Source organism: Thioalkalivibrio sp. ALE21 (assembly GCF_003208255.1).
Taxonomy (GTDB): Bacteria; Pseudomonadota; Gammaproteobacteria; order Ectothiorhodospirales; family Ectothiorhodospiraceae; genus Thioalkalivibrio; species Thioalkalivibrio halophilus.
This window is the reverse complement of record NZ_QKMA01000008.1, coordinates 82,428-101,788: the sequence shown is the minus strand read 5'-3', so window position 1 is coordinate 101,788 and position 19,361 is coordinate 82,428. Positions and strand designations below refer to the sequence as shown.

Genomic DNA, 19,361 nt, shown 5'->3' with positions numbered 1-19,361 from the left:
GGGGTCACGGCGGGGCAAGATCTTCGGGGGTGTTGAGGTTGGCGAAGACCTCGGGGCAATCGGAGAAAGCGGCGGTCACGGCGCCGTGTTCGCGCAGCCAGACGCCGGCGGGCAGGGGGCCCGCGGCGATCGCGGCGCGCAGGGCGGGGACCAGCCCGGCGCCCAGCAGCAGGAACAGCGGCTGCAGCCGCTGGCCGTCGTGGGCCATTGCGGCGGGGGCCGCGTGTTCGGTTCGCGCCGCCTGCAGGCGGGGACCGAGGTCGTACGGGGCACGCGGGGCATCCACCGGGACGCACAGCAGGTCGCGGCCGGGACGGGCGGCCCCGGCCGCGGCAATCCCGGCCAGCGGGCCGCGGTAATCGGGGTGTTCGTCGGCGACGCAGGGAAACCCCAGCCGCGCGCAACGGTCCATTTCGGTATTGGTGCTGACGACGATGCCATCGACCTGTCCCTGCAGACGCTCGACGGCATGCTCGATCAGCGGACGGCCCCGGTATTCGATCCAGGCCTTGTTGCAGCCGCCCATGCGCCGGCCCTGACCGCCGGCGAGGATGACCCCCAGCGGCGGGCGGTCCGGGGTGGCGGGCGGAGTCTGGCGGGGGTCCTGCGGCATGGGCGTTCGTTTGCGCAATGGCCTATGTTGTAGGGTGCAGGATACGTGGCGGACACGATACGAGGACGGCAGCGATACATGATCCGATTCCGGAAGCAACGCGGCGCCGCGGCCCGCTGGCTCCTGTGGCTGGCGCTGCTGATCGTCGGCACGGCCGGCGCGCTGCTGGCCAGCGCCGATAACGGCGGCGACCGCGAAGCCGTGCTCCTGACCGTGGACGGGGCCATCGGTCCGGCGACCGTAGATTACATCACGCGCGGGATCGATGCCGCCGAGGAGCGCGGTGCCGAGATGGTGGTGCTGCAGCTGGACACGCCCGGTGGCCTCGATTCCAGCATGCGCAGCATCATCAAGCACATGCTGCAGTCCGGGGTGCCGGTGGTGACCTACGTGCACCCGGCCGGCGCGCGGGCCGCCAGCGCCGGCACCTACATGCTCTACGGCTCGCATGTCGCGGCCATGACGCCCGCCACCAATCTGGGCTCCGCGACTCCCGTACAGATGGGCGGGGGTGGCCTTCCGGGTCTGGACGAGGAAGACCTCGAGGAGATGCGCGAGGACGCGGCGGAGGAAGACAACGGCGACGGAAACGGAAACGGCGAAGCGGAAGAGGGGCGGAACGACAACGGGGTCGAGCCGTCTGCCGGGGAGGAACGGCTGGAGGATGACCCCGAGCCCCGGCGCGGCGAGGATGCGATGGAGCGCAAGGTGCTGGAGGACGCGGTGTCGTACATCCGCGGGCTGGCAGAGCGCTATGATCGCAACGCCGACTGGGCCGAGGAGACGGTGCGCGAGGGGTCGAACCTGACCGCCACCGACGCGCTGAACCAGAACGTCATCGATTTCGTTGCCGACAATCTCGACGATCTGCTCCAGCAGATCGACGGCCATACGGTGAAGCTGACAACCGGCGAGCGCGAGCTGGTGACCGAAGGCATCCGGATCGTGCGCATGGATCCGGACTGGCGCACCGAACTGTTGTCGCTGATCACCAATCCCAACATCGCCTACATCCTGATGCTGATCGGGATCTACGGCATCATCTTCGAACTGGCCAATCCCGGGGCGGTCTACCCGGGTGTGATCGGTTCCATCTCGCTGATTCTGGCTTTTTTCGCCCTGCAGGTGATGCCGATCAACTACGCCGGGCTGGCGCTGATGCTGCTGGGGATGATCTTCATGATCGCCGAGGCCTTCGTGCCCAGCTTCGGCGCTCTGGGCATAGGAGGACTCGTGGCATTCATGACCGGTTCCGTGATCCTGTGGGACGACCCCAATCTGAATGTGGCCCTGCCGCTGGTGGTGGGCACGGCCATCGCGATCGGCCTGGTGTCGGTGTGGGTGCTGGGGCGGCTGTTCAAGCTGCGCGGGCAAAAGCCCGCGACCGGCCACGAGGAGATGATCGGCATGATCGGTCACGCCCGTGCGGATTTCGAGGTGCGGGGCCCGGTGTGGGTGCACAGCGAGCTGTGGACGGCCGAGACCACGGCGCCGGTTCGTGAAGGGCAGAAGGTGCGCGTGACGGCCATCGAGGGCCTGCGCCTGACGGTCGAGCCAGTGGAGCAGGAAGGAACGGCGGAAACGGCGTAAGCCCCGGGCCGGATTCGGCCGGGGGCGCAGGTGTCCCGTGCACCGATTCATGGATGCCGGCAGAGCCGGTCCCGGGCCGCGAAAATTCGGTCCGCACATGCAGTAATCCGCCTTCCGGCGGAAAGGAGTGCAACATGTTGAACGATTTCGGTTATCTCGTCGTACCGCTGGTCATCATCATCGCCCTGATCGCGATGTCGATCCGGGTGCTGCGCGAGTACGAGCGCGGCGTGGTCTTCTTCCTGGGCCGGTTCCAGTCGGTCAAGGGCCCGGGCCTGATCATCGTGATCCCGGGCATCCAGCAGATGGTCCGGATCGACCTGCGCATCATCACCCTCGACGTGCCCAGCCAGGACGTGATCTCTCAGGACAACGTGACGGTGCGAGTGAACGCGGTGTTGTATTTCCGCGTGGTGGACTCGGCCAAGTCGGTGATCCAGGTGGAGGACTACTATGCCGCCACCAGCCAGCTGGCGCAGACCACGCTGCGCTCGGTGCTGGGCAAGCATGACCTGGACGAGATGCTGTCCGAGCGTGACAAGCTGAACAACGACATCCAGGAGATCCTCGATTCGCAGACCGATGCCTGGGGCATCAAGGTCACCAATGTCGAGATCAAGCATGTCGACCTGGACGACTCGATGATCCGCGCCATTGCCCGTCAGGCCGAGGCCGAACGCGAACGCCGCGCCAAGGTCATCCACGCCGAGGGTGAACTGCAGGCGGCCGAGAAGCTGGTACAGGCGGCCCAACAGATGGAGGCGGCGCCTTCTTCCCTGCAACTGCGTTACATGCAGACCATGGCCGACATGTCCACCAACGGGAACGCCAACACCATCTTCTTCCCGCTGCCGCTGGAGCTGACCAAGGTGTTCGAGAACCTGGCGGCCAAGTTCCGTGCGGAGAACCCCGAGAACCCGCTCAACGCAGCCGCCGCGGCTGCCGGCATGGGGACGAAGAAGGGCGCCTCGGACGTGACCGGTGACACCGCCGGCGGGTCGGCTGCGGCTACCGGCGACGAGGGAGAAGCCGGGGCGCGCGGGACGAATCGGGGGCCGGCGCCGGATGACCCCGCGAATCCCTGATCGCGCCGGCGCGGTTCCACCGGGATGACGACGGAGACCACGGCCGCAGGCGCGGGTGCTTTCGGGGATGTCCCCGGGGAGGCTTCCGGGGGAGTGACGCACGAGGGGAGCGACACCGCGGTCGCCGGATCCGTCCCGGCGGTCCTCGATCGATTCCTGGACGAGCTGTGGGCGGTGGAAGGCCTGGCCGACCGGACCCTGGCGGCCTACCGGCGCGATCTGAGCGCGCTGGCAGGTTTCCTGGCGGCGCGGGACGGGGCACTGGAGGCCGCGACCCATGCCGACCTGCTGGCCTTTGTCGCCGCCCGCATGCAGGGCGGGGCGCGCCCGCGTTCGGTGGCCCGGGCGCTGTCCTCGATTCGCCGCTTCTATCGTTTTCTGGTGCAGGCCGGTGAACGCGAGGACGACCCCTCGGCCGGCATCGATCCACCGCGGCCCGGACGGCCCCTTCCGGCCGGGCTGTCGGAGGGACAGGTGGAGGAGCTGCTGGCGGCGCCGGATACCACCACGGCGGTGGGACTGCGTGACCGGGCGATGCTGGAGATGATGTACGCGGCCGGTTTGCGGGTCTCCGAACTCGTCGGGCTGGAAGGCACGGCGGTGAATACCCGGCAGGGCGTGGTGCGCATCACCGGAAAGGGCGGACGCGAGCGTCTGGTGCCGCTGGGCGAGATGGCGACCGACTGGCTGGCGGCGTATCTCGACCGCGCGCGCCCCGAGCTGATGGCGGGGCACCCGCCGGTGGAGGCGGTGTTCGTGACCCGGCGCGGCCGGGGGCTTACGCGTCAGGCCTTCTGGTACCGGATCAAGGCGCATGCGGCGCAGGCCGGCATCGATACGGCCCTGTCGCCGCACACCCTGCGGCACGCGTTCGCCACCCATCTGCTGGACCACGGGGCCGACCTGCGCGTGGTGCAGATGCTGCTGGGGCACAGCAGCCTGTCCACGACGCAGATCTACACCCACGTCGCGCGGGCGCGGCTGCAGGCGTTGCATGCGGAACACCATCCCCGGGGGTAGCCGTCTGTCCCCCGGAAGGCAACCGGCCTACAATCCACGTTTTGATTCATCAGCGAGACACCCATGTTGCTCAAGCGCGTTCTTCCTTTCGCGGTCGCCCTGGCGGCCGCCGGCACCACCGCTCAGGCCAGCGAGGCGATCGAGCAGGCCATGTCGCAGGCCATCCCCGATGCCGAGATCGACTCCATTCATTCCACCCCGCTCGACGGGATCAAGGAGGTCCGCTACGGCACCGAGATCTTCTACGTCAGCGAGGATGGCCGTTACGTGATGCAGGGCAGCCTGATCGACCTGCAGACCCGCGAGAATCTGACGGAGCAGGCGAAGGGCGGTGCGCGTGCCGAGCTGTTCGAGGCCATCGACGACAGCGAACTGGTGGTTTATGAACCGAACGGCGAGACCCGCGCCGTGCTGAACATCTTCACCGATCCCAACTGCCCGTACTGCCGCGACATCCACGCCGATCTGCCGGAATACCTGGAAGCCGGCGTCAAGGTGCGCTACCTGATGTTCCCGGTGCTTGGTCGGGATTCGCCGGAGATCATGAACCGCACCTGGTGTGCCGATGATCGCCAGGCGGCCATGGATCGTTCCAAGGAGGGTGACAAGCTGACGGATCTGGACGGAAACTGCGCCACCCCGCAGGACGAGCACATGCAGCTGGGGCAGAGTCTGGGCGTGCGCGGCACGCCGGCCCTGTTCACCGAAAACGGCGAGATGCTCGCCGGCTACGTCGAGCCGGAAGAGGTGCTGTCCCGCGTGCTGGGCGACTGATCCCATGAGCGTGGCCGCCGACGACGCCTTCTTCCTGCGCGAGGCCATCCGCCTGGCGCGGGAGTCCGTGGATGTCGGCGGCGGACCCTTCGGCGCCCTGGTGGTGCGCGACGGCGAGATCGTCGGCCGCGGGGCGAACCGCGTGATCCCGTGGCAGGATCCCACCGCGCATGCCGAGGTGGCGGCGATTCGCGACGCCTGCCGCCACCTGCAGGACCACCGCCTGTACGGCGCGACCCTGTACGTCTCCTGCGAACCCTGTCCGATGTGTCGTGCGGCGGCGTGCTGGGCGCGGCTGGACCGGGTGGTGCATGCCGCCTCGGCCGCGGATGCCGCCGCGGCCGGGTTTGACGACGAGCGGATCCGCGACGAACTGGTGGCGGCCCCCGAGGCGCGCCGTCTGCCGTTGATCCGCACCCTGGCCGAGGAGGGGCGGGCGGTCTTCGACTACTGGGAACGTCACGCCAACCGCCGGTTGTACTGAATGTGCGGCGGGTTCCGGTCGGGCCCGGCCGCCCATGCATGACGCGGCGCCCGGACTGGGGCACAATCCGGGCACGGAACAGGGAGTGGGGCGGCATGGAGAAGCGTCTGCTGGAATTGTCGGTTTGTGTGGAGCCCGATCGGCGCCGGCTTGCGCGTTTCGCCCTGGATGCGGTGGTCGCCCTGGGCGGCAGCCCGTTCCGGGCCACCGCCCGTTTCGATGCCCTTCTGCACGCGCTGCGCGAGGCGGCCGCCCATGTGGAGGGCGGGCTGCAGGTGGCGCTGGTGGCCCACGGGCGCGAACTCGCCCTGTGCTGGGAAGAGGCGGGGGGACACGCGCGCCGTGAACGTCTCGATCGCGTCCCCGAAGACCCCTCGGAGTCCTCGCTCGAGGCCCTGTCGCGCCGCCTGCGGCGGGGTTCCGAGTCCACCGATCCCGAGCTCCTGCGCCGACGCAATGCCCGCTTCGCCGCCGAACTGGAACGCGCCCGCGAGCGGGCGGCGGCCGAGATGGCCGAACTCGAGGCCGATCTGGAACGCAAGAAGGCCGAACTCCAGCGCTCGATCCGCGAAGCCGAGACGGACAGCCTGACCGGTCTGTTCAACCGTGGCGCCTTCGATGCCCGCCTGGAAGAGTCCCTGCTGCACTGTGCCCGGCAGGACGAGCCCCTGAGTCTGGTGTTGCTGGACCTGGATTTCTTCAAGCAGATGAACGACACCCACGGCCATCAGTTCGGGGATGATTACCTGCGTGGCATGGCCGACGCCATGCGTGCAGCCATCCGCGAACACGTGGACCTCCCCTGCCGCACCGGGGGCGACGAGTTCGCCATTATCGTGTTCGGTGACCGCGACGCGGCGGCCGGCGTGGCGCAGCGCGTGCTCGCGGCGATGGAAGGCCGGGTCAGCATCGGCGTGGGGCAGCGGGCGGACGGTGACGCTCCGGAGCAGCTGGTGGCCCGCACCGATGCGGCACTGTATCTGGCCAAGCACCGTGGCCGCGGGCAGGTGGCCACCGAACTCGAGCTCGAGGTCCCCGACGCACCGGCGGCCGCGGCCCCGGGAGTCCGCGCGTGAGCGCCGTGCCGCCCGCGCGTCAGCCGTATGCTCTGCTGAGCGAGCAGGCGGCGGCGCGCGCCGGCGGGCAGGTCCTGCTGCAGTCGCGGCTGAAGACCGTGGCGCGGCGCCTGGGTTTCGGCGAGATCAAGCGCGAGCGCATGCTGCTGGTCTGCCAGGAGCTCGTGACCAACCAGATGAAATACGCGCGCGGGACCGGACTGGTGCAGATCTGGGAGCAGCGCTCGCCGGAGCCCGCGCTCGACCTGTTCGCGATGGATTTCGGTCCGGGGATCGCGGACCTGAACCAGGCCCTGGCCGACGGTCATACCACCTCGGGGACCCTGGGCAAGGGGCTGGGCACCGTGCGGCGCCTGGCCGACGATTCCGATTTCTACAGTGTTCCCGCGACGCAGGCCGCCGGTACACCGTGGCAGGGGACCGCGGCATGGGCCCGTTTTCGCCCCGGGGACAACGGACAGGACGAGCCCGGTCCGGCCTTCGGCCGTTACCTGCGGGCATTGCACGACGCGCCGCACAACGGAGATTGCGCGGACCTCGCGGTGGACCGGCACGGTCTGCGCTGGGTCCATATGGACGGCCTGGGCCACGGAGTGGAGGCCGCAACCGCGGTGGCGGGACGCTGTCGACCGGGCGAGCCGGGTGACTCGCCCGCGGAAGTGCTGCACCGGCTGAGCCGTGATCTGAGCGGCTCGCGCGGGGCGGTGGGGATTGCCGGCGAGGCTATGGTGGCGGAACGCGGCGCCCGGGTGTGTGGCGTTGGGGACATGAACGCCTGGGTCGTGCGTGAAGGGGAGCGGCGTGGCCTGGAGATGGCGCCGGGCATTCTCGGGCATGATCATCGCAGTTGCGAGGAGATCCGGCTGGACCTCCCCCCGCATGCGCTGGTGCTCACGGCCTCGGACGGTATCCGGCGCAACTGGAGCCTGGCCAGCTTTCCCGGTCTGTGGCGCCGGCATCCGCAGCTGCTGGCGCTGGTGCTGGGCCAGGTGCTGGGGCGCAGCAACGATGACAAGTCGCTGCTGGTCATCCGCCTTTGACGGCAGGCCGGGGAAACACAACAAAAAACGAGGAGGAATCATGACAGGGGGCAACATGAATCGGGAGGACGGCGAGACCCGCAGTGCCAACGAGATCCTGGTCGAGCAGCTGATGGTCAACGTCGGCCGGATTTCCGGGGTGATCGAGGAGCGTGGTCACAACATCTTCGTGCAGGGGAACATCCTGTCGCGCGAGGAGATCAGCGACTACTCCGTGGAGTTCATGGAGCTGTTCGTGATGCTGCTGCAGCACGAGGGGCGGTCGGACCGCTCCAGCGAGGAGTTCCGTGCGCTGCAGCAGTTCTTCACCACCATGTCGCAGCAGATCCTGATGCGGGGCGGCGACATGGAGGAGTTCGTGCGTTATCTGCAGTTCATGCAGAACGTGATGATCGAGGATCTGGGGCGCGACGCGGAGATCACGCCCGAACAGACCCGCGAGACCCTGCTCCTGCTGGCCGGGGTGTTCAACGACATCATCCTGGACGTGTATCGGGTGTATCTGGAGCAGAAGGAAAGCACCATCGAGGCGCAGCAGGCCGAACTGCGCGAGATCTCCACGCCCATCACCGAGATCTGGGACGGCGTCCTGACGCTGCCGATCATCGGTACCCTGGATTCGTCGCGCACCATGGTGGTGATGGAAAAGCTGCTCGGGCGCATCGAGCAGGACCGGGCCCGCGTGGTGCTGATGGATGTCACCGGGGTCATGGCGATCGACTCCCAGGTATCGCACCACCTGGTGCAGATGATCCGTGCGATCGGCCTGATGGGCGCGCGTCCGGTGCTGACCGGTATCCGGCCGGAGATCGCCCGGGCGCTCACCAGCCTCAACATTGATCTGGGCGACGTGACGACCCGCGCGACCCTGGCCGAAGGGCTGAAGGAGGCCTTCCACTGGCTGGGCGTGCGGATGGCCGACGCCCGGACCCCGGCCTGACGGGCGCGCCGATGGTCCGGGGCATGCATCTCACCCGGATCGGGGCGGACGCGGTGCTGCTGGAGCCGGGCGAGGGCCTGGATCCCGGCGAGCCGGACCGCTATCTGGTCGCGCTGGGGGATTATCTTCAGGCGGCGCGGGCCCGACGACTGATTTACGACCTCGACAGCGTGCCGGTGGTCGATGCCCTCTACTACGACTGGCTGAAGGCGGTGCACGGACTTTGCCGGGTCATCGGGGTGGAGATGGTGGTCGCGAACATGGCACCTTCGGTGGCTTATGCGCTGGCGGCGCGCCTGGATGAGGTGCCGCCCTTTGCCTGTGCGCGCGACGTGGAGCGCGCGCGCTGACATCCGCCATCCCCGCGACCGGGAGAACGCCGCATGCTGGAACTGGGCATTGTTGCCCTGACCACCTTCTTCGTGACCGTCGGCCCGGTGGACGTGGCGGTGGTGTTCGCGGTGCTGACCCGCGGCATGGATCCGGCGCAGCGCCGCGCGATGGCCTGGCGCGGCGCGCTGCTGGCGACCGCCATCCTGCTGCCGTTCGCGCTGTTCGGCGAGGCCGCGCTGGGGGTGCTGGGGATCTCGTTGCCGGCCCTGTATACCGCCGGTGGTATCCTTCTGCTCCTGATCGGCATCGACATGGTGTTCGCGCGCAGCTCCGGCGGGGTCTCGGCCACCCCGGACGAGACCCGCGAGGCCCGCTCGCGCACCGACCTCTCGGTGTTCCCGCTGGCCACGCCGCTGCTGGCCGGACCCGGGGCGATGGGCGCGGCCATCCTGATGATGAGCCGTGCCAGCGGCGATCTGGCCGCGCAGGCGGTGGTGATCGGGGCGCTGATCGCGATCATGGCCCTGGCGCTGGTGTGCCTGCTGGTCGCGGTGCGCATCCAGCACTGGCTGGGCGTCACCGGCGCGCACGTGCTCACGCGCATCATGGGCGTACTGTTGTCCGCGCTGGCGGTTCAGTTCATCTTTGACGGGCTGGCCGACAGCGGTGTAATGACCTGACATCGAAGGAGCGATGCATGACCCGAACCTGTCCGCACTGCGCAACCGAGAACCCCGACGACGCGGCCTTCTGCAAGGCCTGTGGCCGTTCGCTGGATTTCGACCGCGAGCCGTCGGAGCCGAACGGCTCCGGCATGGATCCGGAGTCGGGTTCAGGTCGGGGCGAAGCGCCACCTCCCGTTTCCGGCGGGTCCGGACAGGTGCCCGCCGAGGGGCCGCCGCAGGATCGTGCGGCATTCGGCGGCTTCTGGCGGCGCGTGCTGGCGGTGCTGATCGACGGGGTGATCCTGGGTATCCCGCTGACCGTGGTGCAGGCGATGATCAGCCCGGAAACCATGCACACCGAGGAATGGACCGATGCGGACACCGCCTGGACCTTCGTGAACATCCTGGTCGGCTGGTTCTATTTCGCCGGCATGCACAGCTCGCAGTACCGCGCGACCATCGGCAAGATGGTGGTGGGGCTGCGGGTGGTCGACTGGCATGGCGAGCGCATCAGCTTCGCCCGCGCGACCGGCCGCCATTTCGCCGAATTCCTGTCCGGTCTGCTGTTCATGATCGGCTACCTGATGGTGGCCTTCACCCGGCAGCGCCGCGCCCTGCACGACTTCATCGCCGAGACCTGGGTAGTGCGTCGCGAGTGGCTGGATGAATAGTCCGTTCAGCCGGGCGTTCGGCGGGCGGTCCTGAAAATCCCGGCCGAATCCAGTATGGTATTGGACCTTTCCGGCGCCGTACCCCGCCCGGTCTCGACCTTCCGGCCGCCGTCCGCGGCCGGTTGGGCGCCTTGTGGCGGGCCGCTGCGCGCCCGAATTGCCTAGAACCCAACGGGAGTCACCGAATGTTTTCGATCGACATGAGCATCAACGGCTACGATGACGAACTCTGGAGCGCGATCCGCAAGGAGGCGCAGCGCCAGGAAGAGCACATCGAGCTGATCGCCTCGGAGAACTACACCAGCCCGCGCGTGATGGAAGCGCAGGGTTCGGTGCTGACCAACAAGTACGCCGAGGGCTACCCGGGCAAGCGCTACTACGGCGGCTGCGAGCACGTCGACGTGGTCGAACAGCTGGCCATCGACCGCCTCAAGCAGCTCTACGGCGCCGATTACGCCAACGTGCAGCCGCATTCCGGCTCGCAGGCCAACGCGGCGGTGTACATGGCCCTGCTGCAGCCGCATGACACCGTGCTGGGCATGAGCCTCGACGCCGGTGGCCACCTGACCCACGGCGCCAAGCCGAACTTCTCCGGCAAGATCTACAACGCCGTGCAGTACGGCATCACCGACGAGGGCCTGATCGACTACGACGAGGTCCAGCGTCTGGCCACCGAGCACCAGCCGAAGATGATCGTCGCCGGTTTCTCCGCCTACTCGCGGGTGGTGGACTGGAAGCGCTTCCGCGAGATTGCCGATTCCGTCGGTGCCTACCTGATGGTCGACATGGCCCACGTCTCCGGCCTGATCGCCGCCGGCGAGTACCCGAACCCGATCGACCATGCCCACGTGGTTACCTCCACCACGCACAAGTCCCTGCGCGGTCCGCGCGGCGGCTTCATCCTCTCCAAGGGCCAGCCGGAACTGAACAAGAAGTTCCAGTCGCTGATCTTCCCGGGCACCCAGGGCGGCCCGCTGATGCACGTGATCGCCGGCAAGGCGGTGGCGTTCAAGGAGGCCCTGGAGCCGGAATTCAAGACCTACCAGAAGCAGGTGATCGCCAACGCCCGCGCGATGGCCGAAGTGCTGGTCGAGCGCGGTTTCGACATCGTCTCCGGCGGCACCGACAACCACCTGTTCCTGCTGAGCCTGGTGTCCAAGGGCATGACCGGCAAGGACGCGGACGCCGCGCTCGGCCGCGCCAACATCACGGTCAACAAGAACGCGGTGCCGAACGACCCGCAGTCGCCGTTCGTGACCTCCGGCATCCGCATCGGCACCGCCGCCCTGACCACCCGCGGCTTCACCGAGTCCGAGTCCCGCGAACTGGCCGGCTGGATCGCCGACGTGCTGGACAACATGGACAACGAGCAGGTGATCGACGACGTCCGCGGGAAAGTCCTGGATATCTGTCGCCGGTTCCCGGTGTACAGCGCCGGCGAATAAACCGGGGCGATGCGCTGCCCGGCCTGCGGTGCCAGTGACACCCGCGTGGTCGACTCCCGGGTCGCCGGACCCGAGCAGGAACAGATCCGGCGACGGCGGGAGTGCCGCGTGTGCCACGAGCGCTTTACCACCTTCGAGCGGGCGGAGTTCAGCCTGCCGCGGGTGGTCAAGCGCAGCGGCGAGCGGGTGGCCTTCGATGACGACAAGCTGCGCAGCGGTCTGCGCCGGGCGCTGCACAAGCGTCCGGTGCGCACCGAGGACGTGGAGAACGTCATCGACGACATCAAGCGCCGTCTGGCCGGGACCAGTGCCCCCGAAATCAAGTCCGACCGTATAGGCGAGATGGTCCTGGAGGCCCTGCACGGGCTGGACCATGTCGCCTATATCCGGTTTGCCTCCATCTATCTCAGCTTTGCCAGCGTGCAGTCCTTCCGCGAGGCCATCGAGCGTCTGGAGGACGACCTGAGCCCCGAGATGCGGCGCCACCAGCTGCGCCTGATCGACGAGGAGGCCGCGCGCGCCGCGGCTGACGAGTCCCCCGAAGACCCCCCGCCCGACAACCCTTCCGGCGAACCCCGATGAACGCAGCCGACCGTGAATGGATGCACCGCGCGCTGATGCTGGCGGATTGCGGCCGTTTTACCGCCGATCCCAACCCGCGTGTGGGCTGCGTGATCGTGCGCGACGGGCACGAGGTGGGCGTCGGCGTGCACTGGCGGGCCGGCGAGGCGCATGCCGAGGTCAACGCCCTGCAGGCGGCGGGGGACGCTGCGCGCGGTGCCACTGCGTACGTGAGCCTGGAGCCGTGCAACCATCACGGGCGCACGCCGCCCTGCACCGAGGCGCTGATCGCCGCCGGGGTGGGGCGCGTGGTGATCGCCATGGAGGATCCCGATCCGCGCGTGTGCGGAGGCGGGGCGGATCGCCTGCGCGCGGCCGGCATCGCGGTGGAGACCGGGCTGCTGGAGGCCGAGGCGCGGGCCCTGAATCCCGGTTTCGTGCAGCGCATGGAACGCGGGCGCCCGTGGGTGCGCATCAAGTCCGCGATCTCGCTGGACGGGCGCACGGCGATGGCCTCGGGCGAGTCGCAGTGGATCACCGGCGAGGCCGCACGCAACGACGTGCAGCTGTGGCGTGCGCGGGCCGGGGCCATCCTGACCGGCAGCGGCACCGTGCTGGCCGATGACCCGCAGCTCAACGTGCGCCGCAGTCCGACGGAGCTGGCCGCGGCGGCCGGACTGCCGGAATCGCCGCGGCTGGCCGATCTGCCGGTGCGCCAGCCATTGCGGCTGATCGTGGATTCGGGCCTGCGGACCCCGCCCACCGCGCGCATCCTGCAGGGGTCGCCCACCTGGGTCCTGACCACCGAGTCCGCGGCGGCGGGCCCGGCCGCGGATGTCCTGCGCGGGCGCGGCGCCGACCTGATCGTCCTGCCCGAGGCGGCGGAGGACGCCGCCGGGCACCTCGATCTGCAGGCCCTGCTGGCGGAGCTGCACACCCGCGAGATCAACGAGCTGCACGTGGAGGCCGGTCCGGGGCTGGCCGGTGCGCTGGCCCGCGCCGGGCTGGTGGACGAGTGGCTGGTGTACCAGGCCCCGCTGCTGCTGGGTTCCGGCGGGCGGCCGATGGTGGACTGGGACATCGGACGCATGGCCGAACGCGCGGAGCTGGAGGTCGTCGAATCCCGCTGGCTGGGCGAGACCCTGCGGTTGCGGGCTCTCCCCCGCGGGGTCCCGAATTCGCTATGATCCCCGCATTGTCACCGCAAGGACAGGCCGCGCCATGTTCACCGGCATCATCGAAAGCCTCGGCACCCTCGACACCCTGACGCCCAGCGGGGGCGACCGCCGGCTGCATGTCAGTGCGCCGGGGCTGGACTTTTCGGGTACACACCTCGGGGACTCGATCGCGGTCAACGGCGTCTGCCTGACGGTGACCGATCTCTCGGTGGACGGCTTCACCGCCGATGTCAGCCGCGAGACCCTGGACGTCACCACGCTCGGGGCACTGGGTCGCGGCGACCGGGTCAACCTGGAGCGCGCGCTGGCGCTGGGCGACCGGCTCGGTGGCCATCTGGTCTCCGGCCACGTGGACGGCGTGGGCGAGCTGGTTTCGATGGAGCCGGATGCCCGTTCGACCCGGGTGCGGTTCCGGGCCCCGGCGGCGCTGGCACGCTATATCGCTGCCAAGGGGTCGATCACCATCGACGGCACCAGCCTCACCGTGAACCGGGTCGAGGGGGCCGAGTTCGAGGTCAACATCATCCCGCATACCCGGGACCTGACGCGCTTCTCGGTCTACGCCCCGGGGACGCGCGTGAACCTGGAGGTCGACCTGATCGCCCGCTATCTGGAGCGCCTGATGCTGGGCGATCGCGCGGCGGATCCGGGCGCCGGAGCCGGGGACAGCGGTGGCACGCTGTCCGAGGACTGGCTGGCCGAGCAGGGCTTTCCCAATCATTCCGGCCCGCGCGACTGAGCGCGGGCCCCGACGGCAGGTGTTCATGGAATTTTCCGATACCGAAACCATCCTCGGGGAACTCGAGGCCGGGCGCATGGTGGTTATCGTCGATGACGAGGACCGCGAGAACGAGGGCGACATCCTGATGCTCGCCTCGCACGTGCGCCCCGAGGACATCAACTTCATGGCCAAGTACGGCCGCGGGCTGATCTGCCTGACGCTCACCCGCGAGCGCTGCCGGCAGCTGGCCCTGCCGCTGATGGTGACCGACACCAACGACGTGCACGGCACCAACTTCACGCTGTCGATCGAGGCCGCCGAGGGCGTGACCACCGGGATCTCGGCGTATGACCGGGCGCATACCATCCGCACCGCGGTGGCGCCCAACGCCCAGCCGGAAGACATCGTCCAGCCGGGGCACGTGTTCCCGCTGATGTCGCAGCCGGGCGGGGTGGTGGTGCGCGCGGGTCACACCGAGGCGGGCTGCGATCTGGCGCGCCTGGCCGGCGCGGAGCCGGCCGCGGTGATCGTGGAGATCCTCAACGAGGACGGGACCATGGCGCGGCGGCCGGACCTCGAGCGCTTCTGCGCCGAGCACGGTCTGAAGATGGGCACCATCGAGGACCTGATCCGCTACCGCATCGAGAACGAGAAGACCGTGCGCCGCGTCTCCGAGCGCGAGTTCCCCACCGAGCACGGGACGTTCCGCCTGCTGGCGTTTCAGGATGAGGTGGATCACGAGATGCACTTCGCGCTGGTGCGCGGGGAACCCCGCCCGGACCGCGACACCCTGGTGCGCGTGCATCTGGAGAACACGCTGCACGACACCCTCGGTTATGCCGGCCCGGATCGCGGCTGGCCGCTGGACGACGCGCTGCGGCGCATCGACGAGGCGGGTGAGGGCGTGGTGGTGGTCCTGCGCAAGCACGAGGGGCCCGAGGCCCTGACCCAGCGGCTGGAGCAGCTGGGCCAGACGGCCCAGATGGCGGGCGAGGAACGCGGCGGCGGGCGCGAGAATTCCGCCGAGTGGCGCATGTACGGCATCGGCGCGCAGATCCTCGCCGACTGCGGCGTCGGGCGGATGCGCCTGATGTCGGCGCCCAAACGTTTCCACGGGCTGGGCGGCTTCGGCCTGGAAGTCGTGGATTATGTCCACGATGAGGTGGCAGGGTAACGCGCGTTACCAGCGCGCCCGGTCCCACATCTCCGGGTTGGCCCAGAAGCGGGCGTTCAGCCAGTCGGGCGTGAGCTTGTAGTCGTACAGACTGGTGCGGTAGACGGCATGCTCCGGCGTGGCCGTCTCCGCCGCCGGCTCGCGGCGGAAACCCAGGGCGAGGAAGGCGTTCAGGTCCCAGCGGGTATCGCGGCGGCGGTGGAGGATCAGGGTCTCCTCGGCCCAGCGATCACGCAGCCCGCCGAGCAGCTGCTGCCCGGTGGCGGTGTCCATTTCCGCCAGCACGTCCAGCACCAGCACCAGTGATTCGCGCCGCACCGGCGGCTCGGCCAGCAGAGCCTGCGGCGTGGCACTCCGCAGGTCGTCGCCCGACTCCCGCGTGGCGTCCGGGTGAAGGGTCAGGACCAGCGGAGTGCCACGGCGCAGACGCGCGGGCAGCTGGCGGCGCAGGGTGTCGATGTCGATCATGCGGGCTCTCGCAGAAGAGACGTTCGTTATACTCTATGTATTCAACCCAGAGAAAGCCGTAAAGGAAGCCGTGCCATGACCCGGGATCTGCTGACCGAATTTCTGTCCAAGCATCCGATGTCCGCCTCCCTGACCCCCGCGGAGGTCGATACCCTGATGCAGTACCTGGAGGTTGTCGAGACCCATCACAAGGAGATCATCGCCGATATCGGGGAAGTCGGCGAGGGACTGTTCTTCGTGGTCAGTGGCACGGCCGCGCTGTATGACGATGACGGCAGCCAGGAGATCGAGGTCGGGCGCATGGAGACCGGCGAGCTGGCGGGCGAGATGTCGTTCTTCGACCGCGTCCCGCGCGGGGTGCGCATGCGCGCGCTGACCGACAACACCCGCCTGCTGCGCCTGACGCGCTCCAAGTACGACCGCCTGCGGGTGGAACACCCGTACATCGCGGTGAACGTGCTGGAGTTCGCCATCATCAGCCTCGATCACCTCATTCGTCGGGTGTCGGAGGACGTGGCGACCTACGCCCGCTACCTCTACGCCCCCGGCAAGAAGTAACGGGCGGCGCGGTCGGACATGGCCGCCGGGGTCACCACCGTCCTCGAACACCTGCTGCTGCCGCCGGGGCTGGCGGTGCTGCTACTGGTCCCGGGGCTGCTGCTGTGGGGCGCGGAGCGCCGCGGGGGCGGCTGGCTGGTCACCCTGGGGCTGGCCGCGCTGATCCTGCCGTCCCTGAACATCGTCGCCGCGCCGCTGGCGCAGACCCTGGAGCGGGATCTGCGCGAACGGCCGCTGGCCACCGGCCGGGCGGACGCGATCGTGGTGCTGGGGGGCGGCCGGGCCAGCGGCCGCCACCACGTCACCGGTGGTGACGATGTCTCGGCCCTGACCTTCGAACGCCTGCGTTTCGCCGCCCATCTGCACCGCCGAACCGGTCTCCCGTTGCTGCTGTCCGGCGGCAGTCCCGGGGCCGAGGGCCGGCCGGCCGAGGCGGAGCTGATGGCGGACGCGCTGCGCCGCGAGTTCCGCGTGGATCCCCGCTGGCTTGAAGGTGCCAGCCGCAATACCCACGAGAACGCCTTCTTTACGGCGCAGCATCTGCAGGGCAGCGGGGTCGAGCGGGTGCTGGTGGTCACTCATGCGATGCACATGCCGCGGGCGCTGGGGCGCTTCGAGGCGGCCGGGCTGGCGGCGGACCCGGCACCCACCGGCTTTCGTGGTCCTGCCGGCGAATGGCGCCTGCGCGACTTCGTGCCCACGGTGGATGCGCTGGAGACCTCGCGGTTTGCGCTGCGCGAGTGGCTGGCACGGGCGGCGCGGCCGTTGCGGGATCGTCTGCCGGGCGACCGGCCCGGGGCATGATGGGCGCCATCCGGGCGGTGACTGCCTGGATGGCGCGCGCGGGGTGGCCGGCAGTCCGGCGCATGGGCGGGGCTGTGGCGCTCGTGCTGATGGTACCGGCGGCGACTGGTGCCGACCCGGAGGATGCCGGGGGGCTGACGGTCGACCTGCGGATCGAACGGGGGCTGCACGCGGCACTGGACGCCGAAGGCCTGACGGCGCGCGCACGCCTGCGCGACGGCCGGCTGGCGGTGACCGTCGGGGCCGAACGCCTGCATCTGCCCGAGCCGGTGGGCACGCTCGCCGGAGTACGCCTGGATTGCCCGTCCCTGGTGCCGACCACCGCCGGCTGGCGCTGCCGCGAGGCGCGCCTGTCCGCCGACGGCGGGGATCTGGTCCTGCAGGAACACCCGCTGCGTCTGGACTGGCACACCGGCCATAACCGCCTGCGCGTTGCCGGAGACTGGCCCGGCTGGTTCGGGGCGAGTGGCGAATTCGTGCTGCGCGTGGCCGGTGCCGACGACTGGCGGGCCGAACTGGCCCTGTCCGGGGTAGATCTGGTCGCGCTGGCGGAGTCGCCGCGACTGGCGCCCTGGCTGCCCGAAGAGCCACCGGTGACCCTGCAGTCGGGGCGTGCGGACCTGGCGATGCAGGGTGCGGCGGAAGGCGATCATCGGGCGGAGCTGCGGCTGCGGGACGTGGGCTTCTCGGATGCGGTCGGCCTGCGCGCGGGCGAGGGCATCGGCGGCCGCCTGGAGGCACGCGAGACGGAGGGGGACTGGATCCTGGACGCGACCCTGGAGGAGGGCGCGGTGTTCGTGGATCCGTGGTTCGTGGACCCGGACGAGACCGGGGCCTTGAACCTGCGCGCGGACGGCCTGCGTCCGGCGGATGGCGGATTCGCGGCCGGGGTGGAGGTGGCGGAACTGTCCGGCTCGCTCGGTGAGATGCTGGCCTTCAGCGGTCAGGAGATCCGCAGCGGGCCGCCGGAGGCGATCGCTCCTTCGGGGTCTTTCCGCCTCGAGGCACGGGACCCGGGTGCAGTGCATGCGGTGCTGCTGGATCCCGTGCTGGCCGGTACCCCGGGGCGTGATCTGGTGCTCAGCGGGGATTCCGTGGTGGCGCGGCTGGGGCTGGAGCGGGGCGAGCCGCGTTCGGCGACCCTGCGCTGGAAGGCCCTGAGCGCCGAGGACGGCACGGGCCGTTTCGGCGTGACGGACAGCGACGGCGCCCTGAGCTGGCAGGCGGGTGCGCCCGGAGTCCCGGGGCATCTGGGCTGGGAACGGGCGCATCTGTTCCGCCTGCCGCTGGGCGAGTTCGACGCCCGTGTGCGCGCGCAGCCGGACGGGATCGACCTGCTGGAAGCGACCCGCATCCCGATCCTTGATGGCGCCCTGCGTGTGGATGACTTCGGCCTGCGCCTGACCCCCGACGGCCCGGATGTGCGTTTCACCGGCGGGGTGCAGGCGATCTCGCTGGAGCCATTGACCGAGGTCCTGGGCTGGCCGCGCTTCTCCGGTCGCCTGGCCGGCATGATCCCGGAGGTGCGCCTGGACCGCGGCGATCTGGCCGTGGACGGGCGGCTGCTGGTGCAGGTGTTCGACGGCGACGTGGTGCTGCGCGACGTGCGCATTCGCGATATGTTCGGGCGAACCCCGGAGCTGGGTCTCTCGGCGCGCATGGACCGCCTGGACCTGGCCCTGGCCACGCGGGCGTTCGACGTGGGCCGGGTCGAGGGTCGGCTGTCCGGGCATCTCGAGGATCTGCACATGATCGACTGGCGTCCGGTGCGCATGGACCTGGCGGTGCACACGCCGGCGGATGCCCCCGGCCGGCGCCGGATCTCGCAACGTGCGGTGCAGAACATCACCGAGCTGGGCGGGCCGGTGCAGGCGGCGGCTTCGTCGGTGTTTCTGCGTTTCTTCGAAAACTTCTCCTACCGCCGGCTGGGCTTTCGCTGCGTGCTGCGGGACGGTGTCTGTGAATCTGGCGGGGTGGCCGACCGGCCGGACGGCGGCTTTACCCTGGTCCAGGGCGGCGGCCTGCCGCGGATCGAGGTAATCGGCTATAACCGGCGTGTGGACTGGGACGAACTGCTGCGCGGACTGTCGCGGGTGACCGCCGGAGAGCCCCCGGAGGTTCGCTGAGCACGCGCATGGGCGCGTTCATGTCCTCGTCAGCC

The 19,361-nt window shown here is 69.5% G+C and carries 21 protein-coding genes; 19 read left to right on the top strand and 2 right to left on the bottom strand.

The features are described 5' to 3' along the window. Nucleotides 1-4 precede the first annotated feature (4 nt). Nucleotides 5-613, bottom strand: a complete 609-nt coding sequence (gene mobA / locus D893_RS08610) for a molybdenum cofactor guanylyltransferase MobA (RefSeq protein ID WP_110619559.1) — start codon at nucleotides 611-613, stop codon at nucleotides 5-7. 78 nt (nucleotides 614-691) lie between these two features. On the opposite strand from mobA, the gene D893_RS08605 reads away from it, so the two are divergent. From D893_RS08605 to ribBA, 16 genes are all read left to right on the top strand, one after another. Then, on the top strand, nucleotides 692-2,203 hold the full coding sequence (locus tag D893_RS08605) for a nodulation protein NfeD (protein WP_110619558.1): 1,512 nt from the start codon (nucleotides 692-694) through the stop codon (nucleotides 2,201-2,203). A 137-nt stretch (nucleotides 2,204-2,340) separates the two neighbouring features. Next, the gene (locus D893_RS08600) at nucleotides 2,341-3,288 is read left to right on the top strand and encodes a slipin family protein (protein ID WP_244263435.1); all 948 of its coding nucleotides are present in this window, start codon (nucleotides 2,341-2,343) and stop codon (nucleotides 3,286-3,288) included. Nucleotides 3,289-3,381: 93 nt separating this feature from the next. Next, entirely contained in the window at nucleotides 3,382-4,308 is a 927-nt protein-coding gene (gene xerD, locus D893_RS08595) for a site-specific tyrosine recombinase XerD (RefSeq protein ID WP_018946314.1), read from the top strand. Between the two features lie 63 nt (nucleotides 4,309-4,371). Next, nucleotides 4,372-5,082 (top strand): DsbC family protein, encoded by a 711-nt coding sequence (locus D893_RS08590; protein ID WP_024329866.1) that lies wholly within the window; start codon nucleotides 4,372-4,374, stop codon nucleotides 5,080-5,082. A 4-nt stretch (nucleotides 5,083-5,086) separates the two neighbouring features. Next, on the top strand, nucleotides 5,087-5,566 hold the full coding sequence (locus D893_RS08585) for a nucleoside deaminase (RefSeq protein ID WP_018946312.1): 480 nt from the start codon (nucleotides 5,087-5,089) through the stop codon (nucleotides 5,564-5,566). 95 nt (nucleotides 5,567-5,661) lie between these two features. Beyond that, the gene (locus tag D893_RS08580; protein WP_110619557.1) at nucleotides 5,662-6,642 is read left to right on the top strand and encodes a GGDEF domain-containing protein; all 981 of its coding nucleotides are present in this window, start codon (nucleotides 5,662-5,664) and stop codon (nucleotides 6,640-6,642) included. Next, the gene (locus D893_RS08575; protein ID WP_077243699.1) at nucleotides 6,639-7,682 is read left to right on the top strand and encodes a SpoIIE family protein phosphatase; all 1,044 of its coding nucleotides are present in this window, start codon (nucleotides 6,639-6,641) and stop codon (nucleotides 7,680-7,682) included. The genes D893_RS08580 and D893_RS08575 overlap by 4 nt, the downstream gene beginning before the upstream one ends. A 40-nt stretch (nucleotides 7,683-7,722) precedes the next feature. Then, a complete protein-coding gene (locus tag D893_RS08570) occupies nucleotides 7,723-8,622 on the top strand; it encodes an STAS domain-containing protein (RefSeq protein WP_024329869.1) in 900 nt (299 codons plus the stop codon). A gap of 11 nt (nucleotides 8,623-8,633) precedes the next feature. Continuing rightward, nucleotides 8,634-8,972 carry a hypothetical protein gene (locus D893_RS08565; protein ID WP_024329870.1) on the top strand — a complete coding sequence of 113 codons (339 nt, stop codon included), beginning with the start codon at nucleotides 8,634-8,636 and terminating at the stop codon, nucleotides 8,970-8,972. Nucleotides 8,973-9,005: 33 nt separating this feature from the next. After that, nucleotides 9,006-9,635 (top strand): MarC family protein, encoded by a 630-nt coding sequence (locus tag D893_RS08560; RefSeq protein ID WP_019569051.1) that lies wholly within the window; start codon nucleotides 9,006-9,008, stop codon nucleotides 9,633-9,635. 17 nt (nucleotides 9,636-9,652) lie between these two features. Next, entirely contained in the window at nucleotides 9,653-10,291 is a 639-nt protein-coding gene (locus tag D893_RS08555) for an RDD family protein (RefSeq protein WP_110619556.1), read from the top strand. Nucleotides 10,292-10,476: 185 nt separating this feature from the next. Then, the gene (glyA, locus tag D893_RS08550) at nucleotides 10,477-11,736 is read left to right on the top strand and encodes a serine hydroxymethyltransferase (RefSeq protein WP_018946305.1); all 1,260 of its coding nucleotides are present in this window, start codon (nucleotides 10,477-10,479) and stop codon (nucleotides 11,734-11,736) included. A 9-nt stretch (nucleotides 11,737-11,745) separates the two neighbouring features. Then, on the top strand, nucleotides 11,746-12,318 hold the full coding sequence (gene nrdR / locus D893_RS08545; RefSeq protein ID WP_018946304.1) for a transcriptional regulator NrdR: 573 nt from the start codon (nucleotides 11,746-11,748) through the stop codon (nucleotides 12,316-12,318). Next, complete coding sequence (ribD, locus tag D893_RS08540; protein ID WP_077243701.1) at nucleotides 12,315-13,484, top strand: bifunctional diaminohydroxyphosphoribosylaminopyrimidine deaminase/5-amino-6-(5-phosphoribosylamino)uracil reductase RibD; 1,170 nt, start codon at nucleotides 12,315-12,317, stop codon at nucleotides 13,482-13,484. Before nrdR ends, ribD begins: the two co-directional genes overlap by 4 nt. A gap of 34 nt (nucleotides 13,485-13,518) precedes the next feature. Beyond that, nucleotides 13,519-14,214, top strand: coding sequence for a riboflavin synthase (locus D893_RS08535; RefSeq protein ID WP_110619555.1), 696 nt, complete (start codon nucleotides 13,519-13,521; stop codon nucleotides 14,212-14,214). Nucleotides 14,215-14,239: 25 nt separating this feature from the next. Further along, the gene (gene ribBA / locus D893_RS08530; protein ID WP_018946301.1) at nucleotides 14,240-15,370 is read left to right on the top strand and encodes a bifunctional 3,4-dihydroxy-2-butanone-4-phosphate synthase/GTP cyclohydrolase II; all 1,131 of its coding nucleotides are present in this window, start codon (nucleotides 14,240-14,242) and stop codon (nucleotides 15,368-15,370) included. Nucleotides 15,371-15,376: 6 nt separating this feature from the next. On the opposite strand, the gene D893_RS08525 is transcribed toward ribBA, so the two are convergent. Continuing rightward, entirely contained in the window at nucleotides 15,377-15,838 is a 462-nt protein-coding gene (locus D893_RS08525; RefSeq protein WP_077243703.1) for a DUF6231 family protein, read from the bottom strand. A gap of 75 nt (nucleotides 15,839-15,913) precedes the next feature. Between D893_RS08525 and D893_RS08520 the strand changes: the two genes are divergently transcribed. Genes D893_RS08520 through D893_RS08510 form a run of 3 tightly spaced genes read left to right on the top strand, consistent with a single transcriptional unit; the run spans nucleotide 15,914 to nucleotide 19,326 of the window. Beyond that, nucleotides 15,914-16,396 carry a cyclic nucleotide-binding domain-containing protein gene (locus D893_RS08520; RefSeq protein WP_018946299.1) on the top strand — a complete coding sequence of 161 codons (483 nt, stop codon included), beginning with the start codon at nucleotides 15,914-15,916 and terminating at the stop codon, nucleotides 16,394-16,396. A gap of 18 nt (nucleotides 16,397-16,414) precedes the next feature. Continuing rightward, on the top strand, nucleotides 16,415-17,200 hold the full coding sequence (locus D893_RS08515) for a YdcF family protein (protein ID WP_110619554.1): 786 nt from the start codon (nucleotides 16,415-16,417) through the stop codon (nucleotides 17,198-17,200). Then, the gene (locus D893_RS08510) at nucleotides 17,200-19,326 is read left to right on the top strand and encodes a hypothetical protein (RefSeq protein WP_110619553.1); all 2,127 of its coding nucleotides are present in this window, start codon (nucleotides 17,200-17,202) and stop codon (nucleotides 19,324-19,326) included. Before D893_RS08515 ends, D893_RS08510 begins: the two co-directional genes overlap by 1 nt. The last annotated feature ends 35 nt before the right edge of the window (nucleotides 19,327-19,361 follow it).